Annotated in this window: 4 protein-coding genes; all 4 read right to left on the bottom strand. The window is 40.9% G+C overall.

Features of this window, described 5'->3' with window-relative positions; translation table 11 throughout:
• Window positions 1–204: 204 nt before the first annotated feature.
• The gene (locus IQ242_RS22025; RefSeq protein WP_228021156.1) at window positions 205–444 is read right to left on the bottom strand and encodes an HNH endonuclease; all 240 of its coding nucleotides are present in this window, start codon (window positions 442–444) and stop codon (window positions 205–207) included.
• A gap of 148 nt (window positions 445–592) precedes the next feature.
• The gene (locus IQ242_RS22020; RefSeq protein WP_193961416.1) at window positions 593–739 is read right to left on the bottom strand and encodes a hypothetical protein; all 147 of its coding nucleotides are present in this window, start codon (window positions 737–739) and stop codon (window positions 593–595) included.
• Between the two features lie 9 nt (window positions 740–748).
• Window positions 749–967, bottom strand: coding sequence for a hypothetical protein (locus tag IQ242_RS22015; protein WP_193961415.1), 219 nt, complete (start codon window positions 965–967; stop codon window positions 749–751).
• A gap of 271 nt (window positions 968–1,238) precedes the next feature.
• Window positions 1,239–2,636, bottom strand: a 1,398-nt coding sequence (locus IQ242_RS22010; RefSeq protein WP_193961414.1) for a DUF3352 domain-containing protein, incomplete at its 5' end; no start/stop codon positions are given.

Raw genomic sequence — 2,636 nt, 5'->3', positions numbered from 1 at the left:
CAGCAAGTGGTTCCTTTTTTACAGGTAGAAATGCTCAAAGACCCCAATTTTGCCCAAGAAATCCAAACCCTAGCACAACAAATTAAACAAGTTATCAACAGCAGTAGGTTGGGTTGAGCAATAATAACTCTTGTCTGTCAAATATTAGCGACGCTTGAGCGAAACCCAACCACACCAAGGTCGTCAATAATGTTGGGTTTATAACTAGGATTGGTGCGTTAGCGTTAGCGTAACGCACCCTACACGCTCAATACGAGCTAATTTATGAAGATTGCAAATACGACATGATAGAGCTAAATTTTCTGGTTTATCTTCCCCTTTTCTAGAGAGGGGAACAATGTGATCTACTTCAAAAGCAAGATTAAAAATAATCTCTGGTGCATGACAATATTCGCATCTATGTTTTGCCCTTTTCGCAACGAGAGTATATTGGAGATGGGTCATTTCAGTTATCAGTTATCAGTTATCAGTCATAAGTTGTCAGTAATTACTACCTGAAGTCGATAGCTTTAAATCAGTTAAAATCAGAAAAATTTTAATTTTTGTTCCCTTGAAAAGAGATGCTTGTTACCTAATGTTTCTTGACTATAAATTAATCATTATCTTGAATCTGTTTGATGATTCTTTTCCCTCTTTGAATACTTGCTTGTAATTCTGTCTCAATTAAAGCTGTTAATTCTTGCTGTTTTATCGCAGAAAATTCAGTCTCAGAAGCTAGAGATTGATGAAATTCTTCCATCAGTTCTTGTCAACGTTCTTGTTGCTGTTTGCTGAATAAATTATCAGGACGGAAACGCTGTAAAATCACTAATGTCTCACCCATATTTTCACCTTCAGCAATTAAACTTGTTTCCATAAGATCCAGTGCTTGACCTGGAGTCAAACCACTTGTTTCTTTGTTGGCACAAATTGCTTTATATGTCAAGGTTTTTCCAGCAAATTCTGGAACAATTGTGATAGTAGTCATGGTTTAAACAGTAAAGCGAATTTGGCAAGCTCATCCAAAATACTTTGGCTTTTCCATACTTCTTATATACTTTAACATACTAACCTTAGCTTGGATTGAGTAATAATAACTTTTGTCTGTCAAATATTAGCGACGCTTGAGGGAAACCCAACCACACCAATGTCGTCAAGAATGTTGGGTTTCGCTCAAACCATTGAATCGAGCAGTTTTCTCCTAAGTATTAAATCGCTCAACCCAAACTACAAGCTTCTATCTGATAACTGATAACTGATTAAGACTTCACTCCCAAGTTAAAGAAAATCGTTCCCCGACGCACAGAATTTTCACTACCTTGGCTGCTAATAGTAAGAGAACGCAGATTATTAAATAAAGGCTTAATCGACAATTCTAACACCCGCACGATCGGAAATTTCGACTCAATAACTGGTTGCAATTGTCGCCAATCGATGTAAAAATAACCATCATTTTCTGCGGGTAAAGCAGTAATTGCCTGTCGAAACTTACCACTACCTAAAATGGGTTTTTTCTGTGCAGATAAAGCTAAACCCATCGCTTCCACAGAACTGGCGATAATTTCATAATTATCGACTCTAGTATGCACTCCCGTCACGAGCGTCTCTAGTTGCGCTTTTCCTTCCGGGACTGCCGTGGTTAACTTTGTCCAAGCTGTCACCGATCGATCGAGTAAAGGCAGATTAACCACATTATAGCCGCGACTGCGGGCCAACTCATCCAAATGCTCGATCGCACTGTCCACCTCTACTCCCATCACCCGTTCCCCTAGAAAAACACTATCGGGTTCCATCCCCTTTGAATTAGGCACGAGAGCGAGGCTATATTCGCCTCTAACCCAGCTAAAAACGTCTTCAGGCAAATTTAAACCTAAAGGCGACTGGAAGCGGTTTAAGACCTGTGTTATTAATTCCTGTAGGGGACTATCTGCTTCTAACCCCTCCTCCACCTGAGTCCAAAAACGATTTAAATCGCGACTAGCGGCGACTAAAAGGCTATTTTCGCCGATAAAAGATAATGCTCCCACGGGACTAGATAAAATTGGTGCTTGGTCATCCTGTCCTAAGACTCCAATTAAGGCGGTTTGAGCGACTATTCCCCCGGATTTGAGGGTAAAAGCCGTGGCTAATCGTTGTTTTGCTTCGGGACTCTCCGGGACGGATTGATTAGCGATCCAAGCCGATAACGGGGGTAAATTGCCGTAAACTATAGCTATACGCGGTTCGGTGATATTTTTGAGGGCTTCTCGGTAATCAGGGCTATTTTTTAGGTTTAAATCCGGTACTTGCACGTTATTAAGTGCCTCGCGCAAAACCTTGATATTATTGGCAAAAAGCACCGTATCACCGACGACGGCACTAGCGAGAAAACGATTATTATCTCCCGCAGTCAAGGGACGTTGATAAATCAGGTTAACTCCCTTGTAGGGTTCAAAAACCAGGTCAAATTTGCCCGAAACCGCCTGTTTTGAGTAGGAAGCTTGCAGAAATTCCTTAGCGCGTTCACCATCTTTACTTTGAATTGCCAAAAGATAACCCGGTTGGATACCATTATCGGTATCGCGATCGAAATCTAGGGAAGTAACAGCGAGAGTAATTTCCTCCCCTAACCAGGGTTTGATTTCCTTTTGATAATTTAAACCCGTTTTACCGAGGAG

The organism is Microcystis sp. LEGE 08355 (assembly GCF_015207185.1).
Taxonomy (GTDB): domain Bacteria; phylum Cyanobacteriota; class Cyanobacteriia; order Cyanobacteriales; family Microcystaceae; genus Microcystis; species Microcystis panniformis.
The sequence above is the reverse complement of the archived record's forward strand: the minus strand, read 5'-3'. Positions and strand labels throughout refer to the sequence as shown.

What these genes read in the sequence shown, in the direction of transcription:
- IQ242_RS22025 (WP_228021156.1), bottom strand. Translation starts at nt 444, where the DNA reads ATGACCCATCTCCAATATACTCTCGTTGCGAAAAGGGCAAAACATAGA.
- IQ242_RS22020 (WP_193961416.1), bottom strand. Translation starts at nt 739, where the DNA reads ATGGAAGAATTTCATCAATCTCTAGCTTCTGAGACTGAATTTTCTGCG.
- IQ242_RS22015 (WP_193961415.1), bottom strand. Translation starts at nt 967, where the DNA reads ATGACTACTATCACAATTGTTCCAGAATTTGCTGGAAAAACCTTGACA.